Genomic DNA, 23,679 nt, shown 5'->3' with positions numbered 1-23,679 from the left:
TTAGTGAACGATTTCGAAGTTTTCTTGACGACTTCGAGTTTTATATTTTGAAGCTACTAAAATACCATATAGAAAAATAGAAAACTCTCCTGGTCTATAAAAACCTGTTATTACAAGGCTATTAAATAACATGTAAACACTTGTAGCAACAATCAATTTATTAAACAAAATGTTTTTATTACCTGTTTTAAATTGTTGGTGAGATATAAAAATATAAATAATACATATGCAGTAGCAGAGCAATCCTAAGATTCCTGTTTTAAAAATAACATTTACAAAACCGTTATGTATTGATGGAACTTCATTAAAAAAATTACCATCAAGTTTAACTGTTGTTTCAAGATCTATTTTAGATCCAAAGCCCAATCCTATTAACCAAGCTTTAGTTCCATTTTTGTTCATTTGTTCAACCGCTTTTGCTGCTTCATAAGCTCTCCAATGTTCCCATAACCCTCTTCTATCTCGAACAATAGCTTTAGTATCTATAGGTTCAAGTAATTCGGTAAAACTATTTTGTGTTTTATAAATAAAAGCTTTAATACCTGTCGAATTTCTATTGGTTTCAATATTAGATAGTATTGCTACAAGAATCGTTGAAAAAATAGTCAAAAACAAAAACCCTCTTATCAATTTTCTATTTAAAAATAAATACCCTTTATAGCCTAAAAAAAACAAAAACAATACAATAAACATTGTTCTTGATAAATACAATAAAAATGAAAATGAAATTATAAAGACTGTTAACTTTTTATATTTTTTGAAAGCAGAATGATATGGTGTAAAAAATAAAAAAACCAGAGCCACTATTTCTATATGATTTTGCTTGCCTCCAAGGCTTCTTAAATACACATAAGAATCTATGTTTGTAATATTAATCAATACATTAAATAAATGTTTAATTGCAAAAACAAGAGCTACAAAAATAACTGTATTAAACACAAACGTCTTTGACTTAATACGTTTTACTACTAAATAGCTAGCCAGTAATATTGTAATTGGTCTTATAAAATAAATAATGTCTTTTAAAGTATCAAACGGTTGATATTTAAATCCGTAACTAGATAACACACCTATAATTGCTATAATACTTAAAAATATAGATGCTATTATTATGTTGAGTGAAATTTTATTAGAAATGGATATTACAAGCAAAAAAGCTGAAGCAATAAATGACAATTCTATAGAATATAACGACAAAAATAATACTAAAATAAATAAGCCTATCTTATAAACAATTTGAGGCATTTTTCTTCTTTTAATTAATATATTTGACCTCATAAAATTAACCTTTATCATTAATTAATGAGGATTTCTCACAAAAATAAGTTTATATTTTTTAGTAACCCTAAAACTGGTTCTGAAAGTTTACGAGAGATGCTAACACCTTACTCTGATGTTTTAGATATTCCTTATCGAAAAGTTACCAAAGAAATGCCTTTTTATTCTCATATTAGCCCTAAAGAAGTAAAGTGCATTTTTGAAGAAATGGGTTATGATTTTGATGATTACTATAAAATTGTTTGTATTAGGAATCCGTTTAACAGGTTGGTTTCATTATATGAAATGATTTTTAGAAAGTGGCCTGTAAAACCTCCTTTTGATTTATGGCTTAAATCTACCAAAACAAAAGGTAAAGGTGGTGGCGGAAAAAACCATGATCGATGGAGAATGTATGGTACTTATTCGTTAAAAAACTATGTTAGTGATGACGATGGTAATATATTGGTAGATAAAATTATTTGCCTTGAGAATTTTAATGAAGATATTCCAAAATTGTTTAAAACGCTTAATATTGAATTGCCTTCAGATTTTAAAGTGGTGAAAAAAAATGTAAGATCTAGAAAGAGGAAAATTGCCGATTATTATTCTGAAAAATCTAAAAAACTAGTATACAAACGGTATCAATGGGAAATAGAAAAATTTAACTATCAATTTCCCGAATAATTAACTACTGCTCCCATTTGGTTTTAAAATTAATCCCTGTTAAATCACTTAATTTTAAAATATCCTGTTTAAATTTTTTGCTTAACTCCTGTCTTAATTCGGGATCAATTTTTTCAATTTCTTTAGAGTCATCATTGAAAAAATAAGATTTTAAAGCATCTATTCTATCTTGGCTAATAACACTTTTTATAGCGCCTTTTATTTTGTTTTGCCTAAGCATATTTAAAAGTGCTTTTTTCTTTATGGGTTGTATTTTATTACTTTCTACTTCTTCACAAATAACATATTCTGTAACAGCAATACCTAAAAAATTATAAATACTAAGTATTTCATATTCAATATTTTTAGTCCAGTCTTCATACACTAGTATTTTAATTTGCTCTTTAGGAAACACATCGTAATACGCTTTTACTTGAGGATAATAAAAGCCCATTGCTAAATATTCATTACAACTGCCCCAAATTGAGCTTTTATCAGACTTTAAAGCTGCTTCAAACGAATCGTTTTTTTCGCTTCCAGTATAATAATTCATTATATAGTGGCTATATGCTCTATCAACAGGATGTCTTAAGCTAATGATTATTTTTGCTTTAGGATTGTGCCTGTATAGTTTTTTGGCAACATTTGTATCCCAAATGTATGAAGGAGATGTGTCTCCTTTTATTTGGTGATCTAAAGCATCAATATATAAGTCGCTATATATTTTAGTATCATTAATTATTTTGGCATGATAGGATACTCCTGGTTTTGGTGGCTTAAAATCTTCTGCTTTAGGTGAATCAACATCAGAGAAAAAATTTGGTTCTTTAACTCTTGGCAAAAAGATATTTTCACTGTTATTGAGGTAATTATATAAACTCGTTGTGCCACATCGAGCTGCTCCTACTAAAAAAAAATCTATAATAACAGTATCGCTTTTCATATAAATTCTTCCTAAAACGGATTATAATAAGATGTGATTTGTAACTTCGTTTTAAGATAAATTGCACATCCTAAATTCCAAAACATCATACTTATTACTGTAGCAGTTGCTGCTCCAATTCCACCATAAATAGGTGTTAGTATTACGGTTAATATTAGATTGATTAAAAGTGCAGAAATTACAAAGTTTTGATACACTTTTTGCTTTCCAATCATTTGTAAAATAATGCCTACAGATCCAGAAAATGAATTCACTATTTGACCTGCACACAGAATAAATAAAATGGTTTGACCTTTTATAAACTCTTCACCAAAAATAGATAATAATAGTTTATTAAAAACTAATATTCCTATTATTACCGCAGAACTAACTAAAAAATTAAGTTTGGTTGAAAAACGAATAAGCTTTTTATAATTAGTCTCATCATTTTCAGAATAACTCTTAGCAATTTTAGGAGCTAAAATAGAATTTATTGCTAGCAAAGTAAAGCTTGTAATTGTCGCAATTTTAATACATACATTATAAATTCCAACGTTGCTATCGGTTTCAAAAACACCCATTACAAAGGTATCCATCCAACCTAAAAAGATCAAAATAGAAGATGATAACATCATAGGTAAAGACTCTTTAATAAATACCCACGAATTCGTTTGAGATTTAAAAGAGACTGTTTTAAAGCCTTTAACAGTATGAATTACAGCAATAATTGAAGTGATTATAATTCCTAAGAAATGAGCTTTAGCTACAGTAATTGGTTCGTTAACAAAGCTTAATAAAATTAATAAGACTATAAAACTAAAAAGAAACCTACTAACTAAACTTATAAACGAAAACCATTTAATATTTTTTTGAGCTCTTGACACACTAGAACAAATTAAGGTGACAGACCAAAATGGTATGCTTAATAAAATCCAATTTAAATATGGTACAACTTCTGGTTTTGGAATTTTAAACAAGTCGTTAGCAATGTGAAACCTGAACAGATAAATTATAACACTGATAACTGCTGAAATAAAAAATGATTTTAAAAGTGTTTTATAAAACAAGCCTACATCATTTATATTGTTTTGTATTGAATAAAATTTAACCAAATGAATGTCTACTCCTAAGCGTCCTATGACACTAGCAATCATGAAAATAGAAATAGCAATTGAAAACAACCCAAAAACTGAAGCACCAAAGGTTGTAGTGACATAAACTGTAAAAGCATAGCTTATTACAATTCCAAAGCCTCTTATTAAAATATATGAAAGCCCTTTGCTTAATATTTCTTTAAAATCAGAATCTCCTAGAATATGTTTAAGTTTTGACGTATTAAAAGTCATTATGCGTTGAGATGTATTAGTCTGTAATTTAAGCTAAAATTAAATACTATGCTACTCGCTTTGTAATTGATTTATAAGACTGTTTTTAATTCTAAAGGTTGGATTAAGCTTACCATCTATTCGTTTAGTAGTAAGTGTATTGCTAGAAGAATCTCTAACTATAAATTTATTGAATAAAAGATTAGCATTAAAATCTTCTGGACTTTTTAAATTAAAATGCTTATCTCCATAAGAAATTAGAATGCTATTAATTGTTACTTCTTTTTCTACTTTATTGCCTAAAGAAATTACAACTTGTTTTGAAATATTATTAGGATCAAATTTAGCTACAATTTTATCTTCAATTGTTGATGGAATTACATTTTCAACTATCTGAATATTCTTTTTTTGAAACTCGTCAACCTTTATGTTATTCATCATTATTTTAAATTCATCTGCTTCAGAAGTTTTAAATTTAAAATCTATACTTAATGATTTTTCTTGAACCTTATTTACTTCTGTTTCTTGCAAAACATGAGTCTTTTGTTCATTACAACCAAAAATTATAACAACGAAAATAAGTACGTAGATTGCGTTCTTCATTAAAAATTCGTTTAAACTATCATTCCTGCAGCTACAGTTTCGTTTGTAGTATCATCTATTAAAATAATGCTTCCTGTTGTTCTATTTTCTCTATATGAGTCTATCATTAAAGGTTTTGTGGTTCTTATTTTAACTTTAGAAATGTCGTTCATACTTAATTCTTTGTCTTCGCTATTACGCTCTAAAGTATTTATATCATATTTGTAAACCACCTCTTTAATCATAGCTTTTTGCTCGTTTGAAGTGTGACGAATACTATATTTTGCTCGTGGTTTAGCCGAATTATTATGCAACCAACACAACATGACTTCAATATCTTGAGAAGCTTCAGGTGTATTATTTGATTTAACAATCATATCGCCTCGACTTATATCAATATCATCTTCTAATGTAATTGATACAGACATTGGTGCAAAAGCTTCATCAATTGACGCTTCAAGCGTGTCAATACTCTTGATTTTAGAATTAAATCCTGAAGGCATTACAGTAACTTCATCTCCTTTTCTCAATATGCCACTTGCAACTCTACCTGCATAACCTCTATAATCTCTGTGAGTTTCATTTTGAGGTCTTAACACTGTTTGAACAGGAAATCTAGCGTCAATTTTATTAATATCACTACTAATATGCATTGTTTCTAAAGTGTGTAGTAATGGAGCGCCTTGATACCAATCCATATTTTCAGAACGGTTTACTACGTTATCACCCAATAAAGCACTTATTGGAATGAATCGTACATCTTTAACCAACATCTTAGACGAAAATTCTTCGAATTGATTAATCACTTTAAGGTAAGCTTCTTCAGAAAAATCTACCAAATCCATTTTGTTAACACATACAATAACATGTGGAATTTGAAGTAGTGAAGCAATAAAAGAATGTCTTCTGGTTTGCTCAATAACACCATGACGAGCATCTACCAAAATAATAGCTGCATTAGCTGTCGATGCTCCAGTAACCATATTTCGAGTATACTGAATATGACCTGGAGTATCAGCTATAATAAACTTTCGTTTTGGCGTTGTAAAATACCTGTAGGCTACATCTATAGTAATCCCTTGCTCTCTCTCATCTCGCAAACCATCAGTAAACAAAGCCAAATCAACACCTTCATGACCTTTCTTTTTACTTGTGTTTTCTATGGCTTGTAATTGATCTTCAAAAATAGATTTCGAATCGTAAAGTAAACGACCAATTAGTGTGCTTTTTCCGTCATCTACACTTCCTGCGGTTGTAAATCGTAATAGTTGATTATTGTCTAACATGCTTTATTGTAATGTGTTTGTAAGTTATTGATTTTGTATGAAATTAATGGTTCTCATACCAATTTACAAGCTCTTGAGTTAACCTTTTGTTAGAAATAAGAGCTGGTAAATATTTTCTATTTGGTTTTTTTATTACTTTAAAATAATTATTAATACTGTCGTAAGAAAGACTTTTATTAAGAATTTCTACATAATTCAATAAAGAATCTTGATGAATTATTAAGCTATTCTTTGGGTTTTTTAATTTTATAGATTGAATCTTAAAAAACTCTTGCTTCTTATTTGAACCAAGATCTATTCTAAATTTTATTGGTTGTTTTTCTTTTGGAAAATAAAAGGTTATGTCTTGCACTTCATTTCTTCCTTTTACTTTTGACTTTATTGTGTTTTTTTCATTAAACCCTATTGAATCGTTTTCGGTGTAATACACTTTAAATACGTCATCTTTAATCACTAAAGTTTTTAAAATTAAAGTAAACCCTTTTTCTATTTCAACATCAGGATTTAACCATGTTCTAAATCTATCGTCATCAATATGAACCTCTTTTTTGCAAGAAAAAAAGCTTAGCACTAATAAGAGTAATATATTTATTTTTAATCTCACTTCTCTAATTTTTCAATAAACATTTTATTAATAATTAAATCCCTATCTCTCTTGTGATCAAAAACATCATTATCAAACGTTATCTGAAACTCAACCTCTTGTCCTTTATCTATATCAAATTCGAAAAGAGTTGTTTCAATTTTTTCGGAATTTGTAAAAAAACCTCCTAAGCGTTTACCATTTAACGATATGTTTACATGAGCATTTTCGTTATTAATAGGCTCTTCTGGCTTGCTTTTTGTTAATACAGCTAACCTATACGAGCCTTTCTTTAAAAACATTTTTTTAGATGATGCCGTTAAGTTGCTTCTAATTAAAAAACCGATTTTTCGTTTAATTAAACTTGGACTAAATTGATTAAGATTTATGCTGGTTACTTTTTTATGGTTTTTTGCTAGATAATATCTTGCCCAACAATCGTGATAATTTATGTCTTCTACTAAATAAAAATTCTTTTCTAAAAATTGACTATTTGCTTTGGTTACTTTAAATGGTCTTGAATGTGCTCCTATAGCCCAAAAGCTTTCGTATTTTTTATTTTGAATTTTAATCTTATCTAGATAATTATCTAATTTAGAGTTAATAAGTTCAGTGCTATCTGCAAAAAAATGCTCCATATGCCATGACTTTCTGTAGACAATTGGATCATTATTTTTATTTTTTATTTGCACTTCTTTAGTTACCTCTCTAAACTGAGTTTTAGTAACTGTGTTATAATAATCTTTTACTATAAATAAATCTACAAAAGAAGCAATAACAAACACACTACATATTATCAATTTAACTAGTTTAGACTTTATAAGACTAAAGCCAATCGCGACTATTAGTATCATAGCAGGTAAAACACTTATAAAATATCTATTGATAAGCATTGGAACACTTGCATGAGTTCTTATGTAAGGAATCATAAATGTTATAAAAACCCATATAATTAAAATAATAAAACTGTGTATTACTTTATTGGCAGAAATTCTATCCGATTTATTTTTTTCGTTTAAAACTCTTAAAAAATAAATTACAAGTAATAATTCGGCTATGTAAATAAGAAACTCTGAATTACCAAAGAAATTATAAAACATAGACTTGTAAAATATCTTTGATGGAGGTTTGATCCAAAAAGTATTGATATCAGATATTTTAAGTAAAATTGGTATTGATGGTGAAAACAATACCATCAATGCTACTCCTATAAGAACACATTTTTTTAAAAAAGCTATTCTATCTTTTTTAGGAATGATAACAAAAAGGTAAAGAATTAAAATTACTGCTTGAGATACTAATACAAATAATCCAAAAAAATGAGTGTTAATCATTAGTCCAGAAAACAATGCAAATAACATTCCTTGCTTTAAGCTTTGCTTATTTAAAAATTTTAATAAAAATAAAAATGAGAAAATCGTAAACAGCATTAACAAAGCATATGGTCTTGCTTCTTGCGAATAATAAATATGAAAATGATTAATGGCTAAAAACAACGATGCTATTAATCCAACTTTTCTTGAGTATATTTCTTTACCTAATAAAAAAGCTCCATAAACACTTAAAACACCAGCAATAACAGAAACACTTCTTACAACCACCACTAAGTCACCAAATAGAAAGCTAAAAAGACGAGCAATTAAATAATATAAGTGTGGCATTTGCTCTCGTCTAACAGTAATTTCATAAAACTCACTATAAGAAAGCAAAGAATTTACTTCTACCATTGTATGAATTTCATCAACCCATATACTTTGAAAGTCTAAATTATAAAACCTTAAAACTGTAGCTAAAGCTAATATTCCAAATAACGCTAGCTTATCTTTAAACTTTAGAATTTGATTAAAGAACTTATTCATGAATAAAACTTTTATACAATTCAGAATTTGGAGGTGTAATTGACTTTCTAAAACTTAATTGAAACAGTAAGATTATAAATGTTACTGAAAACAGTTGAACGACAATAGATAGAACTATTAAAATTAGACTTGAAGCCCAACCAGGAATTGCATTATCGGTGAACAACTTGCTATAAAGCACAAAACCAATAATTAAAGCAAAAAATACCAATAGGAAAAACGAAAATTTTAAAACTCTAAAACATAGCTTATCAAAATAAATAGATATTGAACTAAACCCATGTATTATTAAGTTCATAGTGTTCATTTTTGATTTTCCAGCGTATCGAGTACCTCTGTTTGTTGGGTAAACACCAATAGGTAATCTTGATTCGGAAATACTACTAGCATAGTGGTTCCATATATTTGGTAAAATAGCTATTTGACTAATTAAAGAAAATGGTATTGCACTAAAATTACCAAAACTTATTTTTTTACCTGTTAACAACTCAAATATTAATTTATAAAAAAAATAGCCTACTTTAAAACCTATACTTTCGCTTCTCTTAACACGTTGAGCAAAAATAACTTTGTCTTTGGCTTTTTTAACCATTTGAAGTACATCTGATGGCTTATCTTCTCCATCGCTATCTAATACTACGACATGTCCATCATGACTGTTAGAGTTTTTTATTTCATTAGCAACATATTGAATACCAATTGCAATAGCTCGCTGGTGCCCAACATTTGTTTTTAAGTTAACTATTTTAACATCTATTTTTTCATCAGAAAGGTCATAATGATTTTCTTCTGTAGAACCATCATTAATAGCAACAATATTGAACTCATAATCAGGATTTAAATCTGCTTGCTCTCTAATGTCTTTAATTAAAAAGGAAAAGCTTTCCCAGTCATTAAATACTGGAGTTAGACAAATAATTCTGTTTTGAGTGCTCATTTTTATTTAACAACTAGAAATATCCTTGACGCTTTCTGTCTTCCATTGCAGATTCTGAGCGCTTATCATCACTTCGATTTCCTCTTTCGGTTTGACGCATTCCAGATACTTCATCTGCAATTTTTTCTAAGGTATCTGCATCAGATTCAATACCTCCTGTGATTGTAATATCTCCAAGAGTTCTAAATCGAATTTTTTTGGTTACGATCTCTTCGTGGTCTTCTAATATTAAAAATTCAGAATTTGGAATCCAGCTATCCTGTCTCCAAACAACTTCACGCTCATGAGCAAAATATAACGAAGGAATGGCGATATTTTCTCGTTTAATATAGTTCCAAACATCCATTTCGGTCCAGTTACTTATTGGAAAGGCTCTAAAGTGTTCGCCTTCAAAATGTTTCCCGTTAAATATATTCCAAAGCTCTGGTCTTTGGTTTTTGGGATCCCATTGTCCAAAATCGTCTCTATGCGAAAAGAAACGCTCCTTTGCACGAGCTTTTTCTTCATCACGTCTTCCTCCACCAATAGCACAATCAATTTTATTAGCTTCAATCGCATCAAGTAAGGTTGTGATTTGAAGTGCATTTCTAGTAGCATTTTTTCCTTTTTCTTCAGCAACTCGTCCTTCATCAATAGATTCTTGAACAGAACCTACAATAAGTTCTACACCTAATTCATTAATAATATCGTCTCTAAATTGAATGGTTTCAGGGAAATTATGACCTGTATCAACGTGCATTAATGGGAAAGGAATCTTAGCTGGATGAAACGCTTTTTTTGCTAAATGTGTTACCAAAATAGAATCTTTACCTCCTGAAAACAAGATTACAGGATTATCAAATTGAGCCCAAACTTCACGTAATACAAATATGGCTTCGCTTTCTAATTCGTCTAAATAATTTAAATAATATTTACTCATTATTGTTTTGACAATTTTGGTGTTATGTAATCAACAATTCGATCTGCTGCTAATTCGACAGATTCATTTTCTGTTTTTATTTCAATATCTGGATGCTCTGGCGCCTCATAAGGAGCAGAAACACCTGTCATATTTTTAATTTCACCAGCTCGTGCTTTTTTGTATAATCCTTTTACATCTCTACGTTCGCACTCTTCTACACTAGTGTTAACAAAAATCTCGACAAAGTTAACATCTTTAACGATACTTTTAATATTCTCTCTGTCTTTTTTGTAAGGAGACACAAAAGCTGCTAAAACCACTAAACCTCCATCAATCATGAGATTAGCTATTTCAGCAATTCTTCTAATGTTTTCTGTTCTATCTTCAGGCGAAAAGGATAAGTCTTTGTTTATTCCTTTTCTAATATTATCACCATCTAATGTGTAGGTTTTTATCCCTTTCTGAAACAACTTTTGTTCAACAACATTAGCAATGGTAGATTTTCCAGATCCAGAAAGTCCTGTAAACCATAATAAAAATGAATTATGCTTATTTGAAGCTATCCTGTCTGTTTTAGAAATTTGATAGCTATGAGGTATAATGTTTTTTGACATGTCATCTTTTTTTTCCAAAGAAAAATTGTCTAATTCTACCTAAAGGAAGCTTTAGCCAAAGTCTTTCGTGCACATAGTATAGTGCGAATTTCGTAAATAATTCTGTAAGTGCAATATATAAAGCAATTTCATCAAAAGCATCTAACACTGATCCAGAAATCAAAAATGTCATCGTCGTTGCTATGATTCGCCATGAAATAGTTTTTTGAAGGGTCTCTTTTTTTGTAACCAATTTATCAACTAAAGCTCTTTGCCAAGCTCTTTCATGAGCATAGTAAGCTAAAAATTTTATTGCAAACTCTATAAAGCCTATTTTAATTGCGCTTTCTATACTACAGTTACCACTAAAGCATGTAATTAGTAAAACAACTAAAATAGTGTCAGTTGTAGCAACAACTCGCCATGAAATGCCTTTTATAAGGCTTCTAATATGTGATTCCTTTTTATAGGTTGACATTAGTTTTCAGACTTTGAAACCACAAACCAAGGATTTAAGAGGTTCTCTTTGTTATATAATAAAGGTGCTTTAGTGTCTTCGGAAATTACATCAACACCAACAGCATTACAAATAGCTTGACCTGCAGCAGTATCCCATTCCATTGTTGGAGCAAATCTAGGGTAAATATCGGCATTACCTTCAGCAACAAGACAAAACTTAAGCGAACTTCCTTTAGAAACAATTTCTACTTGTTGTCCTGTGGTTTTTAAAGCTTCAACAAAGTCTAAAGTCTCTTGGCTCATATGTGATCGACTACCAACAACTTTTGTGACTTCATTATCCTCTCTTGTTTGAAGTGGATTTGATAATTTTAATACTTCTGTAATTTCAACATCATGAGATGTCAACTCAGCTTTGAAAGCTTTTTGCTCTATAACATCTGCATAGTATAAGGTTTTAGAAACAGGAACATAAATAACGCCATGTTCAGGTTTTCCGTTATTTACAAATGCAATATTAACAGTGAACTCGCCATTTCTTTTAATGAATTCTTTGGTGCCATCAACTGGATCAACAATCCAGCAAGTATCCCAATTTTTTCTAATATCATAACCTGTCTGCTTATTTTCTTCACTTATAATAGGGATTTGAGTTGGCTTTAAAAATGAATTTATAACATCGTTTGCTTTTTTATCTGCTTCAGTTAAAGGTGATTTGTCGTCTTTAATTTCAACATTAAAAGCAGTATCATAAACTTGCATTATCACTTCTCCTGCTTTTAAAGCTGCTTTCATAGCAACTTGTAAATCTTTATTAATTTTTATTTCACTCATACATTTTACGGTTTCACAAACTTAAATCTCTAGATTGTTATAAATTTAATATTGCTTTTTTTAAACTATCCTTCCAACTGGGAACATCTACATTAAACGTTTTTTTAATTTTGGCTTTATCAAGCACACTGTATTTTGGTCGTTCAGCAGGTGTTGGAAAATCTTCTGTTGTAATTGGATTAATTTTTATTTTAATTTTATTTAAGTCAAAAATTGCTTTTGCAAAATCGTACCAACTAATAGCGCCTTCATTACTGTAATGAAACACTCCAAAAGCATTGTTGTTTACTTTAATAATTTTTAAAATAGTATTGGCTAAGTCCATCGCATAAGTTGGTGAGCCAAATTGATCTGAAACAACACCTATTTCATCTCTTGTTTTTGAAAGGCGAAGCATTGTTTTTAAAAAATTATTCCCAAACTCCGAATATAACCAAGAGGTTCTTATAATAAAATATGCGTCAAAATGATTTTGTATTCTTTGTTCACCTTCAAGTTTTGTTGCTCCATAAACATTAAGTGGACATGTGCTATCGGTTTCATTATATGGCTTATTTGATGAGCCATTGAAAACAAAATCTGTTGAAACATGTATTAATTTAGAATTAGAAATATTACATGCCTTTGCTAAATTTTCGGCTCCAATAACATTAACGTTATAAGCCTGTTCTTGATTGCTTTCGGCTTTATCAACAGCTGTGTAAGCTGCACAATTAATACAGTAATCTATTGTATTGTTTTTAAAAAAGCTAAATACAGCAGAGGCATTGGTTATATCTAATTCAGTGGCACTTTTATAAATAAAATTATACTGATTATAAAAATGTTCTAAAGCCTTAATACATGTTGCTAGTTGCCCATTTGCTCCAGTAATCAATATATTCATAATCTAGCATCTTTAAATAATGGGAGTTGGGTGTCTTTTTCTGAAATGGTTATTTCACTTGGATTTAATTTCCAATCTATATTTAAATCTGGATCATTATAAATAATTCCTGCTTCTGATTCTTTATTGTAAAAATTATCACACTTGTAAGAGAAAATTGCAGTTTCGCTAAGCACTATAAATCCGTGTGCAAATCCACGAGGAATAAACAGTTGCTTTTTATTTTTTGCCGTAAGTTCTACAGAAACATATTTGCCAAACGTTGGTGAGTTTTTTCGAATATCAACAGCGATATCTAAAACTGTTCCACTAATTACTCTTACTAGTTTAGCTTGCTGATATGCTCCTGTCTGATAATGAAGTCCTCTCAAAACACCTCTTGAAGAAAACGATTGGTTATCTTGCACAAAGTCAATCTTATAACCTAGTAACTCATCAAAAGCATTTTGGTTAAAGCTTTCAAAAAAGTAACCTCTTTCGTCTTCAAAAACCTTAGGTTCAATCACATAACAACCGTCAATTTTAGTGTCTTCTATATTCATGTTTTTTGTTTAAGAAGTCCTAGTAAATTTTTTCCATAACCACTTTTCATTAATGGCTGAGCTAAGGCTTTAAATTCTGGTTCTTTAATATATCCCATTTCAAAAGCAGCAGCTTCAATAGATCCAATTTTTAAGCCTTGGCGTTCTTCAATAGCTTCAACAAATTGAGATGCTTGCAATAAAGACTGAAACGTTCCTGTGTCGAGCCAAGCTGTTCCTCTATCAAGAATACTAACGTTAAGTTTGTTTTTACTTAAGTACGCTTTATTAACATCTGTAATTTCTAATTCTCCTCGATGACTTGGTTGAATGTTTTTTGCTATTTGAACAACCGAATTGTCGTAAAAATAAATACCAGGTACAGCAAAATTAGATTTAGGTTTCAAAGGCTTTTCTTCTATAGAAATGGCTTGACCTTCATCATTAAACTCAACGACTCCATAACGTTCTGGATCATGAACTCTATACGCATAAATGATTCCGCCTTCTGGATTGTTATTAGCTTGTAATAATTTTGACAAGCCTGAGCCATAAAAAATATTGTCTCCAAGAATAAGTGCTACCTTATCATTTCCAATAAACTTTTCTCCAATAATAAATGCTTCTGCTAAACCATTTGGAGCTTCTTGAATAGCGTAACTAAACTGACATCCATACTTGGTACCATCTCCAAGTAATTCTTCAAACAAAGGAAGATCTTTAGGAGTAGAAATAATTAATATTTCTCGAATGCCAGAATACATTAGAGTAGAAAGCGGATAGTATATCATTGGTTTATCATAAACAGGCATTAACTGCTTGCTTATTGATAAGGTTAATGGATGAAGTCTGGTTCCTGAGCCTCCTGCTAAAATTATTCCCTTCATTTTTAGCTATATTGCTTTTGGTAATACGACTTATAGGTTCCGCTCGTTACGTTATTTAACCAATTTTCGTTGTTTAAGTACCAATCAATTGTTTTTTCTAATCCTTCTTCAAAAGTTACTGAAGGCTTCCACCCTAATTCTTTATTTATTTTAGATGCATCAATGGCATATCTTAAATCATGACCAGGACGATCTTTTACAAAAGTGATTAGTTTTTCAGAAGCACCTAAATCTCTATTTAATTTTTTATCCATTTGTTGGCACAACAACTTTACTAAATCGATGTTTTTCCATTCATTAAAGCCTCCAATGTTATATGTTTCACTTTGTTTTCCTTCATGAAAAATCAAATCAATAGCATCTGCGTGATCTTTAACATACAACCAGTCTCTTGTATAATTTCCATCACCATAAACTGGTAAAGGTTTGTTGTTGATAATATTATTAATAAACAAAGGAATTAGTTTCTCTGGAAATTGATTTTGCCCATAATTATTAGAGCAATTTGATATCACGTAAGGTAAGTTATACGTTTCTCCATAGGCTCTCACAAAATGATCTGAACTTGCTTTTGAAGCCGAATAAGGAGAGTTTGGATCGTAAGATGTGCTTTCGGTAAATAATCCTGTTTCGCCTAAGGTTCCATAAACTTCATCAGTACTGATATGATAAAATAATTTTCCGTCAAAGTTATCTTTCCAACACGATTTAAAAGCATTCAATAAAACCATTGTACCAATAACATTGGTTTTAACAAAAGCTAGAGGATCTGTTATTGATCGGTCTACATGCGACTCTGCCGCTAAGTGAATGACACTATCAAACTTATGTGTGCTAAATAGCTCATTTATAAAATTTTCATCTGTAATATCTCCTTTTATAAATGTGTAATTTGGTGCATTCTCGATGTCGTTTAAGTTTTCAAGGTTTCCAGCATAAGTTAAAGCATCTAAGTTAAACACTTGATAGTTAGAATACTTTTGCACAAATAATCTTACCACGTGAGAGCCTATAAACCCTGCGCCTCCAGTAATTAAAATTTTTCTTTTAGTATTCATAGTTTTTAACAAATTTTATCGTGTTTTTAGTAACAAAGATTAGGAATAAAATAACAAAGGCTAGTACTGGAAAAACAATTGAGTATCTTTTTAAAATATCGTCTGAAGTGCTTCCAACTTCCTGAAAACCAGAAACGATATCAAAAAACACATCTTCTTCAACTTTTTTCTCTTCTAAAACTCTTAGTTCGTCTCTAAGTTTTAACTCTTTGTTTAACAATTCAAACTCTTTAGTTTTACTCTCTGGTGGTTCAATGGTAAATCCATCTCCAAGAGAAAGAGATTTGTTTTGCGATTTAGATTCTTCTTCTAAAACTCCTATATAAACTTTTTGTAAAGAATCTACAGATCTCAATGATGCTAATATGCTCTGCTTTTGAATGGAAATTAAAGAATCTCTTTTCTTCATTTTCTTTTCAGAATATGTGTTTTCAAATGAAGAATTTAAGCCTTGTTCTAACTTTCTGAAAATATTTTTGCTTTTTGACTCTACTTTAATTTCAAAGAAGTCTGAAGAATAAATATTTCGGTTTTCAATAAAATCATCAAAACTTATTTCTTGAGCTCTAATACTATCAATACTTGATAAAAACTCATCGTATTGTTTTATTTTATCGTTTTCACTTTCGGGACCAATGTTTATTTCAAAATCTATAATTTGTTGAGCTTCTTCCTTTGGTACATTAAATAGTTTTCCTAAGGCTTCGTAATCTTTATCTTCAATAAGCGCGTTAAAATAATCAATATTCTTTACCAGTTGATATTTAGAGTCAAAGTATGGCTTTACAAACATTTCAGAGCTATACACTTTTGACTTCATTTTCTCTAAAGCATATCCTAATGCTACTGATATAACCATTACAATAATAATCAGCTTAAAATTAGTTATAAACGCATTTAAGAGGAAGATTATAAATGATAGAATAGATTTAAAAATGCTACCAATAAATTTAAATAATCGGTCAAAGGCTTTACCTATCGCTTTTAATAATTGCCCTAAATCTATTTCTTCAGAAGTAGTGTTGTTCTCTAATTCTTTGCTCATGATGGCTTTTAGTTGTTAATTAAAAAGTTGTTGTAATATTTTTCTTGTTATCAAATATGTTGGTTTCACTCCTGATGCTCCTAAACCACCTGAAGCTAATGTACTTCCTGTCTCTAAAGGATTATCACTAGCATAATACGCATATCTTACTTTTACATTAGGGTTTATACTTCCTCTAACTTTAGAAGCCGCTTGAATGGCTTTTTGGTAATGTGCTCCTTCCATTTCAAGTCCAATGACATTCCATGTTGAATTGAAAAAGAATTTTAAAATCTCTTTATTTTGAAGAGAGGTTCCTAAAACAGTTATCATCGAACCTTCATAAACATCAACGCCTTGTCCTTCTAAATCAGATTTGCTAAGTTCATTTTTAAACGGATAATTATCTGCTGTGCCTTCAAAAATATGAGCTGAAGGAATCATAATATCTCCTTTTCCTCCTTCTAATATTCCTGCTTTTCCCATTATAGAAACCGATTCGATATTAAGGTGTACTTTCTCGCCATTGGCTTTAATAGGTTTAAAAAGCTCATCTATCGTTTCGTAGGCTTGCTCACCAAAAGCGTAATCCATCACAAAAATGACTGGTTTTTCATTAGAATTAAAGTCTTTTCCAACTTCAATATCAGTTTTAGAAAAATCTATCTTTTCAGTATCAAAAATTTGCACATCAATGTTGGTTCCAGAAGTGTCTTCAATGTATATCATTCCATTCTGCAACGCTTCTTTTGTTACTTTATTGCGTAACGTTTTATTTTCTTTTTGGCTTAAGGCTTCATAAACCTCAAATATGCTTTTTTTAGCGGTTAAATTCTTTAATGCAGATGGTGCAAAAATAGAATTCATAACACTATGCATATTAGCACTAATCACGTGTATAGGTCGCTTTAAAAGTCCGTGTTTATGCAGTACATCTTTAATGCGATCTGCCCAAATTTCTCCGTGAATATGATGTCCTAAACGCTCTCTTAAAACAGGACTAAAAGTTACTGTTCGTTTATTGTTATTTAAAACCTCTTCTATAGCTAATTTTCCTAACCAGTAGATAATTTGTAATAATCGATCTGGTTTAGCGCTCGATGTAAATTGCTTGTGAGCTTCGGTTAATTCGTTAAACGTTCTACCTAAAATATTTGCTGTATGAGTAATGGCAATCTCACGTTCTTTTTGTGTGAGTTTATCTTTAGACAACACAGCTTTTTCTAACTTAACCCAATCTCGAGTTGTGTTCCCTTTGTCATCTATTAATACACGTTTACTTATTTTATGAGATTCGACAAACAAGAACGTAAGGTGTGTTAATATATCGTAAATTTCTGAACGACCTCGAGTTATCTCAATATTCATCTGTTCGTCATCAATTCGATAACAGTTACGTCGTCTTTTTGGAGGAATAATGGGTTTAAAATGAGAGTTTCCATAACCTTCATCACTTGTAAGGTTAATAAATCGACATTCTTCAATACCTTCAGGAAGTCGGTCAATTACATAAAGTAAGCCTTCTAATTCTGCTTTTTCTTCAGCAATAGAACCATAAATTTCTGGTCTTAAAAGCAATAAAGCTTCTCTTAAAGTTTCTCCAGAAATTCCCATGGGCTTGTAAAATCCTCGATTAAACAAATGCCTCATGGTAATATACATTCTTTCAATGGCACTCGAACTCTCTTGAGCTCTTGTTCTTTCGTGATGTTTTTTCTTACTCATAAACAATGTTTAGCTAGCAAATATAACACTATTTAGTCAATTTTAGTGTGTATAATTGGTCTGCTATTTTTCGGTCGTTAGAAAGTCTTGGAAGCTTGTTTTGTCCACCTAATTTTCCAATGGATTTCATGTATTCTTGAAATCCGTTTTTTTGAATGATTTTGATTTTTAATGGCTGAAGAACTTTGCCTTCAATCAAATCAAAATAATAGGAATTTTGTTGTTGCATAGATTGATCAATCTTTTGCGCTAAAGCGGAAAGGTTTTCGGGTTCCTTTTCAAATTCTATAAACCATTCATGAAATGGCAAACCTGATTCTGGATTGATTTGTGGTGCGACTGTAAACTCTGAAACTTGAATGTTAGATTCTACGATTCCTTCTTTAAGCGCTTGCTCAACTTCTTTACCAATCACGTGTTCTCCAAATGCCGAAATAAAATGTTTTATACGACCTGAAACGATAACGCGATAAGGGTTTGTACTTGTAAACTGAACTGTGTCTCCAATATTATAAGCCCAAAGTCCTGCATTAGTCGAAATAATCATGACATAATTCACATCAACTTCAACATCTTTAATGGTTATACGTTTCGGGTTTTCATCAAAAAATTCATCAGCTTTAATAAACTCATAGAATATTCCTGAATTTAACTGAAGCAACATGCCTTTTTCACCTTGTTTATCTTGATAGGCAAAAAATCCTTCGCTTGCTGGATATAATTCAATACTATCTACTTTTCTTCCGATAAGCTTTTCAAACTTGGCGCGATAAGGTTCATAATTAACACCTCCAAAAATGAATAAATTAAAGTTTTTAAATACCTCACCAACCTTTTGGTTTGTACGCTCCAGTATTTTTTCAAAATACATTTGAACCCAAGATGGAATACCTGAAATAATAGTCATGTCTTCGGTTAAGGTTTCATCTACAATAGCTTCTACTTTGGTTTCCCAATCTTCAATACAATTGGTTTCCCAAGATGGCATTCTGTTTTTTTGAAGATATTTAGGAACATAATGTGCTACAATTCCAGATAATCGTCCGAGTTGAACTCCATTTTGTTCATTTAAAATCGGACTTCCTTGCAAGAAAATCATTTTACCATCAACAAATTTGCTCTTGCCAGTTTCTGCAATATACATCAAGATTGCGTTTCTGGCAGCTTCAACATGAGTTGGCATACTTTCTTTGGTAATCGGAATGTATTTTGCTCCAGAAGTTGTACCAGAAGTTTTTGCAAAATAGATTGGTTTACCTTTCCAAAGTATATTTTCTTCTCCTGCTACAACACGCTCAACATAAGGTTTTAAAGCTTCATAATCTCTTATTGGAACTCGGTTAACAAAATCGCTATGAGACGACATTTTATTAAACTCATGATCGATGCCAAATTGCGTGTTTGCTGCATCTTTTATAAGCTTTTGAAATACTTTTTCTTGAGTTTCAACTGGATGATTGGCCCATTTTAAAACCGACTTTCTTACAAGTTTGGCAAAAGGAATTGCTAGTAAAGATTTTATAGATTGCATTATTTAAAATCAATAAAATTAGTCGGATTAACAGGATAGCCTTTATTCCAAAGTTCAAAATGCAAATGAGGTCCTGTTGATAATACTCCAGAATTTCCTGCCAAAGCAATCACCTCTCCTGCTTTAACCAAATCACCTTGTTGCTTGGTTAATGATGCATTGTGTTTATAAACAGATATTAAATCGTTACTGTGTTCAATTATAGCTACATATCCTGTTTGGCTTGTCCACTCTGCAAAAATAACAGTTCCATCTGCTGTAGCTTTTACAGGTGTATCTTTAGCAACCACAACATCAACAGCATAGTGTTTTTCTTTTATATTATATGCTTCAGATATAGAGCCATTTACAGGTGGAAACAACACAAAGTTTGTCGTTGACAGTCCAGATTCAAAAACATTGAATTTATCCTCTTTATCTACAATATCTCTAAGAAGGGAATCTTCTTTTGAAGGCCTTAAATTAAGTTCTCGAGCATCAATAGTAGCAGCATCAATTATGGAATCTTTATTAAATTCAACAGTATCTACATCTCCTGTTAATACACGTTTAATTGAAGCATAATACTGTTCGTTTAAATTAATAACCTGTTGTAATGAATCGGTTTTATAATTGAGTTCTGTTGCTTTCTTTTTTAATGCTGTTGATGAGTATCCAGGAATAAACTCTTTTAAAGATGTAAATGCAATAAGAAAAATAGTTCCTGCTACTAATAAAATTGAAGAAATAGACACAATAACAAAAACGTTTAATCTTGTGAGTTTAATAGCAAAGCGCTCTTCAAAAGTATCTTCGTTTAAAACTACCAAACGATACTTGTGGAGTAACTTTTTAGCGATTCGTTTTTCTTTGTTTTTTTTTGTCATTAGACAGCAAAATTAAATAAAATTTACACGACAAAGACTTGTCATTTCTTAAAGTTTAGTTTAAAACGTTTATTCTTACAGTTTAATTATTAACTTTGCATTTCAAAATTAATCATTATGATATCTAATTCAATTTTTTTAGGAATGCCAGGATATGGTTCCATAATACTTATTGTTGTTGTAGTCTTATTATTGTTTGGAGGAAAGAAAATTCCTGAACTTATGAGAGGACTTGGAAGTGGTATTAAAGAATTTAAAGATGCCAGTAAACAAGAAGACGATAAACCAACAACTACTGATAAAAACGACTAACGTGTTATAAACCAATAAAAAAGCCAATATTTATAGATATTGGCTTTTTTTATTATTTAATTGCTACCGATTTTATAATGGCTTCAAGTTCAAACATATAATCGCGTTTAGCAACCGAAGGTGCAAACACATAACCTTCAACCATAACCATTCGGTTATTGACTTTGTCTTCAATAGCATAATTGATAAAAGGACCAGACATAAAGGCATTTTTAACATCCCAAAGTCCTTTAGTTTCAAACGCAGGTTTATTATCTATAATGGTTTCAGAAATAAATGGTGTGTACTTATCTTCGGTAGCCATATAAGAGCCTTCAAGAGGTCCTTCAATATGAATTTTACCTACAGAATCTCTTAATCTTACAACATCAACAACTGTACTGTCGCCTTTTCGTATTGAAGATAAAGGTGTTTCGTATAGCATGATGTCAACCGTTCCTGTTTCAATATCTCGTCTTAGCCAGAAAAAACCGTCTTCATTTTTAGCAATTCTGTACGCAGTAGGAAACTTTAAAGACAATCCCATTTGTGCTTGAATATCTTTATCATTAAACAATGATTTTTTAATTCGGCGTTGTTTTTCTTTAAGTTCTTCCTTTTTAAAAGCATCAATAATTTTTGCAGAATTTGTATTGATTTGATCAATGATTTCAGTATTGGTGTTACCAGAAATAACGACTACTGTTTGTGGTTTCGCAAATTCATCTGAAAGAAATAAAGTGCCTGCTGGTTTTCCTTTTTCAATTTTTAAAACGGTTCTGTTTTTTGTGGCAAAACCCGAAAACACTGAAGGTGGCATTTGTCGTAATCTAAATTGAGGTTCTTCAACAGATAAGCCTTCTACCGAAGCTGCTAAAGTATCTCTAATAACTTCGCCTACATTATTTTCCCAAAGTAAATTATCTACAACAACGGTAACATCATTCAAACTTCCCCCTGAAGATTTAGGAACAATTCGCTTTGCATTTTCATCCTTACATCCATAAATTAGTACAAAAGCTATTAATAATACTGAAAGTGTATTTCTCATCGAATTTTTGTGTTTTTGGTTAGTTAGACACTATGAGTGTCATACCTATTTTTAGCTTATTGCTGCGAATATCGTTCCAATCTTTGATATTTTGAACAGAAACTCCAGGAAATTTTTGTGAAATGCTCCAAAGTGAGTCGCCTTCTTTGACTTTATATACAGATTTTCCTTCGGTATTTATAACTTTTTTAGGTTTTGCTTTGCTCGCTAGTTTTGGTGACGATACAGGTTTTCTTGGATATATGGTTAATCGCTGACCAATTCTTAGGTTGTTGCTTCTTAAGCCATTCCATCGTTTTATCTGACTCACACGAACACCATACTTTCGTGCTATTTTTCCTAAATAATCTCCAGATCGCACACGATATCTAACTTTAGAGTCTGAATCAAAAAACTGAGGTAAAGGCTTTTCTCTTTTACTAAATTCTTCTTCGGCAAAAGCATAGATTTGATCTTCATTGGTGACGAATTTTCCAACAACATTTCGAGGTAAGCGTAAGGTATAATTTTCGCCTTTAATAAATGGAATGATATCTAATTTATAAGACGGATTTAAAAACTGTAACTCTTCAATAGGCACTTTAAGCAATTCTGACACCTGATCTAAAGTAATCATTTTCTTTACATGAATGGTATCTGTTTCAACGTAGTGGTAATTTGGACGTTGCTTTTTAAAACCATGTGCTTCTGCAAATTCAAAAATATACATCGTTGCCAAAAATGCAGGCAAATATCCTGCAGTTTCACGAGGTAAATGTGGCCTTATGTTCCAATAATTTTCATAGCCACCTGATCGTCTAATGGCTTTACTTACATTTCCTGGACCAGAATTGTAAGCTGCTAGAGCCAAATCCCAATCACCAAAAATTTTATAAAGCTTGGCTAAATATTGACTAGCTGCAACAGTAGATTTCACAGGATCACTACGTTCATCAACATAGCTACTTACATTTAAACCGTATTCTTTTCCTGTACCAAACATAAACTGCCACAAACCTGTAGCTCCAACTCTAGACTTTGCTCTGGGTTTAAGTGCAGATTCTACAATAGCAAGATATTTTACTTCTAAAGGAATATCATGGTTGTCTAAAGATTCTTCAAATAATGGAAAATAATAATCGCTTAAAGACATTAATTTTTCCATTGACTTCCTTCGGTGTTTTAAATAGGATTTTATAACACTCTCTAACGAAGGATTATACTCAATATTAAAAGGTGTTCGAGCATTTAATTCTTTAAGTCTTGCTTTTAAAGTATCTGTAGGTAATTCTGGATACTCAACTGGTTCATATTTTAATTCTGAAACTGTTTTGTATATGGTATCAAAAAGGTTATTGCTATACAATTCTTCAAGCCATTTTCTATCAATCTCAGCTGCATGTTGATGATCTTCTAAATGTCTTATAGCTGTTGAATCTAACTCAGCCTTTATTTTAGCCGTTATTACTTTCTTACCATCTATAAGAGAATCGACAGCAACAGTGGTGTTGTCTTCTGAAGGCTCTATTGGTAATTTTGTTTCTGTTGATTTTGGAATACTGTCTTGACCAAAGCCTAGTGTACAACTCAATAGAATACCAAAAGTTAAACGTTTAAGATTTAGGTTCATTGGTAGATTATTTAACTATCAAAACG

The 23,679-nt window shown here is 30.7% G+C and carries 24 protein-coding genes; 2 read left to right on the top strand and 22 right to left on the bottom strand.

The window, feature by feature from the left end; translation table 11 throughout:
• On the bottom strand, nucleotides 1-1,245 hold the full coding sequence (locus ACP15M_RS06750) for a hypothetical protein (RefSeq protein WP_425076424.1): 1,245 nt from the start codon (nucleotides 1,243-1,245) through the stop codon (nucleotides 1-3).
• Between the two features lie 57 nt (nucleotides 1,246-1,302).
• Between ACP15M_RS06750 and ACP15M_RS06745 the strand changes: the two genes are divergently transcribed.
• Entirely contained in the window at nucleotides 1,303-1,944 is a 642-nt protein-coding gene (locus ACP15M_RS06745; protein WP_425076423.1) for a sulfotransferase family 2 domain-containing protein, read from the top strand.
• Between the two features lie 4 nt (nucleotides 1,945-1,948).
• On the opposite strand, the gene ACP15M_RS06740 is transcribed toward ACP15M_RS06745, so the two are convergent.
• From ACP15M_RS06740 to ACP15M_RS06650, 19 genes are read right to left on the bottom strand one after another with little or no spacing between them, the layout of a single operon-like run.
• Nucleotides 1,949-2,866: a sulfotransferase domain-containing protein gene (locus ACP15M_RS06740; protein ID WP_425076422.1), complete on the bottom strand. Its 918-nt coding sequence runs from the start codon at nucleotides 2,864-2,866 to the stop codon at nucleotides 1,949-1,951.
• Between the two features lie 11 nt (nucleotides 2,867-2,877).
• Nucleotides 2,878-4,191 (bottom strand): flippase, encoded by a 1,314-nt coding sequence (locus ACP15M_RS06735; RefSeq protein ID WP_425076421.1) that lies wholly within the window; start codon nucleotides 4,189-4,191, stop codon nucleotides 2,878-2,880.
• Nucleotides 4,192-4,242: 51 nt separating this feature from the next.
• Complete coding sequence (locus ACP15M_RS06730) at nucleotides 4,243-4,773, bottom strand: hypothetical protein (protein WP_425076420.1); 531 nt, start codon at nucleotides 4,771-4,773, stop codon at nucleotides 4,243-4,245.
• Nucleotides 4,774-4,784: 11 nt separating this feature from the next.
• On the bottom strand, nucleotides 4,785-6,038 hold the full coding sequence (gene cysN, locus ACP15M_RS06725) for a sulfate adenylyltransferase subunit CysN (protein WP_425076419.1): 1,254 nt from the start codon (nucleotides 6,036-6,038) through the stop codon (nucleotides 4,785-4,787).
• 43 nt (nucleotides 6,039-6,081) lie between these two features.
• Nucleotides 6,082-6,642, bottom strand: a complete 561-nt coding sequence (locus ACP15M_RS06720) for a hypothetical protein (RefSeq protein ID WP_425076418.1) — start codon at nucleotides 6,640-6,642, stop codon at nucleotides 6,082-6,084.
• Nucleotides 6,639-8,480: a glycosyltransferase family 39 protein gene (locus ACP15M_RS06715; protein ID WP_425076417.1), complete on the bottom strand. Its 1,842-nt coding sequence runs from the start codon at nucleotides 8,478-8,480 to the stop codon at nucleotides 6,639-6,641. The genes ACP15M_RS06720 and ACP15M_RS06715 overlap by 4 nt, the downstream gene beginning before the upstream one ends.
• A complete protein-coding gene (locus ACP15M_RS06710; RefSeq protein ID WP_425076416.1) occupies nucleotides 8,473-9,417 on the bottom strand; it encodes a glycosyltransferase in 945 nt (314 codons plus the stop codon). Before ACP15M_RS06710 ends, ACP15M_RS06715 begins: the two co-directional genes overlap by 8 nt.
• A gap of 13 nt (nucleotides 9,418-9,430) precedes the next feature.
• Entirely contained in the window at nucleotides 9,431-10,336 is a 906-nt protein-coding gene (cysD, locus tag ACP15M_RS06705) for a sulfate adenylyltransferase subunit CysD (RefSeq protein ID WP_425076415.1), read from the bottom strand.
• A complete protein-coding gene (gene cysC, locus ACP15M_RS06700; protein WP_425076414.1) occupies nucleotides 10,336-10,932 on the bottom strand; it encodes an adenylyl-sulfate kinase in 597 nt (198 codons plus the stop codon). The genes cysD and cysC overlap by 1 nt, the downstream gene beginning before the upstream one ends.
• Nucleotide 10,933: 1 nt before the next feature.
• Nucleotides 10,934-11,389, bottom strand: a complete 456-nt coding sequence (locus tag ACP15M_RS06695) for a DUF2061 domain-containing protein (protein WP_425076413.1) — start codon at nucleotides 11,387-11,389, stop codon at nucleotides 10,934-10,936.
• The gene (cysQ, locus tag ACP15M_RS06690) at nucleotides 11,389-12,204 is read right to left on the bottom strand and encodes a 3'(2'),5'-bisphosphate nucleotidase CysQ (RefSeq protein ID WP_425076412.1); all 816 of its coding nucleotides are present in this window, start codon (nucleotides 12,202-12,204) and stop codon (nucleotides 11,389-11,391) included. Before cysQ ends, ACP15M_RS06695 begins: the two co-directional genes overlap by 1 nt.
• 37 nt (nucleotides 12,205-12,241) lie before the next feature.
• Nucleotides 12,242-13,090 (bottom strand): dTDP-4-dehydrorhamnose reductase, encoded by an 849-nt coding sequence (rfbD, locus tag ACP15M_RS06685; protein WP_425076411.1) that lies wholly within the window; start codon nucleotides 13,088-13,090, stop codon nucleotides 12,242-12,244.
• Complete coding sequence (gene rfbC, locus ACP15M_RS06680) at nucleotides 13,087-13,632, bottom strand: dTDP-4-dehydrorhamnose 3,5-epimerase (protein ID WP_425076410.1); 546 nt, start codon at nucleotides 13,630-13,632, stop codon at nucleotides 13,087-13,089. Before rfbC ends, rfbD begins: the two co-directional genes overlap by 4 nt.
• The gene (rfbA, locus tag ACP15M_RS06675) at nucleotides 13,629-14,498 is read right to left on the bottom strand and encodes a glucose-1-phosphate thymidylyltransferase RfbA (RefSeq protein ID WP_425076409.1); all 870 of its coding nucleotides are present in this window, start codon (nucleotides 14,496-14,498) and stop codon (nucleotides 13,629-13,631) included. Before rfbA ends, rfbC begins: the two co-directional genes overlap by 4 nt.
• Nucleotides 14,499-14,500: 2 nt before the next feature.
• Nucleotides 14,501-15,556 carry a dTDP-glucose 4,6-dehydratase gene (gene rfbB / locus ACP15M_RS06670; protein ID WP_425076408.1) on the bottom strand — a complete coding sequence of 352 codons (1,056 nt, stop codon included), beginning with the start codon at nucleotides 15,554-15,556 and terminating at the stop codon, nucleotides 14,501-14,503.
• A complete protein-coding gene (locus ACP15M_RS06665) occupies nucleotides 15,546-16,601 on the bottom strand; it encodes a hypothetical protein (RefSeq protein WP_425076407.1) in 1,056 nt (351 codons plus the stop codon). The genes rfbB and ACP15M_RS06665 overlap by 11 nt, the downstream gene beginning before the upstream one ends.
• A 15-nt stretch (nucleotides 16,602-16,616) precedes the next feature.
• On the bottom strand, nucleotides 16,617-18,305 hold the full coding sequence (locus ACP15M_RS06660) for a DUF6909 family protein (RefSeq protein ID WP_425076406.1): 1,689 nt from the start codon (nucleotides 18,303-18,305) through the stop codon (nucleotides 16,617-16,619).
• 28 nt (nucleotides 18,306-18,333) lie between these two features.
• Complete coding sequence (locus tag ACP15M_RS06655) at nucleotides 18,334-19,836, bottom strand: GH3 auxin-responsive promoter family protein (protein ID WP_425076405.1); 1,503 nt, start codon at nucleotides 19,834-19,836, stop codon at nucleotides 18,334-18,336.
• Nucleotides 19,836-20,702 carry a M23 family metallopeptidase gene (locus tag ACP15M_RS06650; RefSeq protein WP_425076404.1) on the bottom strand — a complete coding sequence of 289 codons (867 nt, stop codon included), beginning with the start codon at nucleotides 20,700-20,702 and terminating at the stop codon, nucleotides 19,836-19,838. The genes ACP15M_RS06655 and ACP15M_RS06650 overlap by 1 nt, the downstream gene beginning before the upstream one ends.
• Nucleotides 20,703-20,819: 117 nt before the next feature.
• Here ACP15M_RS06650 and ACP15M_RS06645 point away from each other — a divergent pair, with 117 nt between their 5' ends.
• On the top strand, nucleotides 20,820-21,014 hold the full coding sequence (locus ACP15M_RS06645) for a twin-arginine translocase TatA/TatE family subunit (protein WP_425076403.1): 195 nt from the start codon (nucleotides 20,820-20,822) through the stop codon (nucleotides 21,012-21,014).
• 52 nt (nucleotides 21,015-21,066) lie between these two features.
• On the opposite strand, the gene ACP15M_RS06640 is transcribed toward ACP15M_RS06645, so the two are convergent.
• Both ACP15M_RS06640 and ACP15M_RS06635 read right to left on the bottom strand, forming a co-directional pair.
• Nucleotides 21,067-22,044, bottom strand: a complete 978-nt coding sequence (locus ACP15M_RS06640) for a DUF4837 family protein (protein ID WP_425076402.1) — start codon at nucleotides 22,042-22,044, stop codon at nucleotides 21,067-21,069.
• Between the two features lie 19 nt (nucleotides 22,045-22,063).
• A complete protein-coding gene (locus tag ACP15M_RS06635) occupies nucleotides 22,064-23,653 on the bottom strand; it encodes a LysM peptidoglycan-binding domain-containing protein (RefSeq protein ID WP_425076401.1) in 1,590 nt (529 codons plus the stop codon).
• Nucleotides 23,654-23,679 lie beyond the last annotated feature (26 nt).

It is taken from the genome of Psychroserpens sp. S379A (genome assembly GCF_049800755.1).
Classification (GTDB): domain Bacteria; phylum Bacteroidota; class Bacteroidia; order Flavobacteriales; family Flavobacteriaceae; genus Psychroserpens.
This window is presented reverse-complemented; position numbering and strand designations above follow the sequence as displayed.